Source organism: Pseudomonas viridiflava, assembly GCF_900602065.1.
Lineage (GTDB): Bacteria > Pseudomonadota > Gammaproteobacteria > Pseudomonadales > Pseudomonadaceae > Aquipseudomonas.
Genome location: NZ_UWFN01000148.1, coordinates 1 through 412 on the forward strand (window position 1 = coordinate 1; position 412 = coordinate 412).

A 412-nucleotide genomic window follows, 5' to 3' on the forward strand; every position below is an offset into this window, starting at 1 on the left:
CCGTGTGGGTTTGCGCGGTGTTGCTGTCTGAGAAATTGAGCGTCATCGTCAGATCCTGGCCGAGATCCACCACCGCCGGCAGGCCGATGATGGGGCCGAGCACCGGCGCGTCGGTGCCGCGCCGGCCGGGGCGCAGCAAGACCAGGCCGGCGTTCGAGTCCGCCAGGATGTCACCGCGTTCGTTGATGCGGTAGGCCGCCCGCAATTCCAGGCCCGCCGGCGCCCGGTACAGCTGCGTGTTCAGGTCGATCGGCACGGCGGTGTACGACGGCCACAGCGCCGCGCGCCAGGGGCGCCCTCGGCCGCGGCGATCGCGCCGACGATCTCGCCGCGGTCGTTGATGTCGTACGCCTGGCTGATGGTGCCGAAGCCGAGCGGCAAGGGCACGATGCCGCGCCGCAAGGTCCAATAG

Annotated in this window: 1 protein-coding gene; it reads right to left on the reverse strand. The window is 70.6% G+C overall.

The features are described 5' to 3' along the window. Positions 1-256, reverse strand: a 256-nt coding sequence (locus tag EE949_RS08385; RefSeq protein WP_164666724.1) for a hypothetical protein, incomplete at its 3' end; no start/stop codon positions are given. Between the last annotated feature and the right edge of the window lie 156 nt (positions 257-412).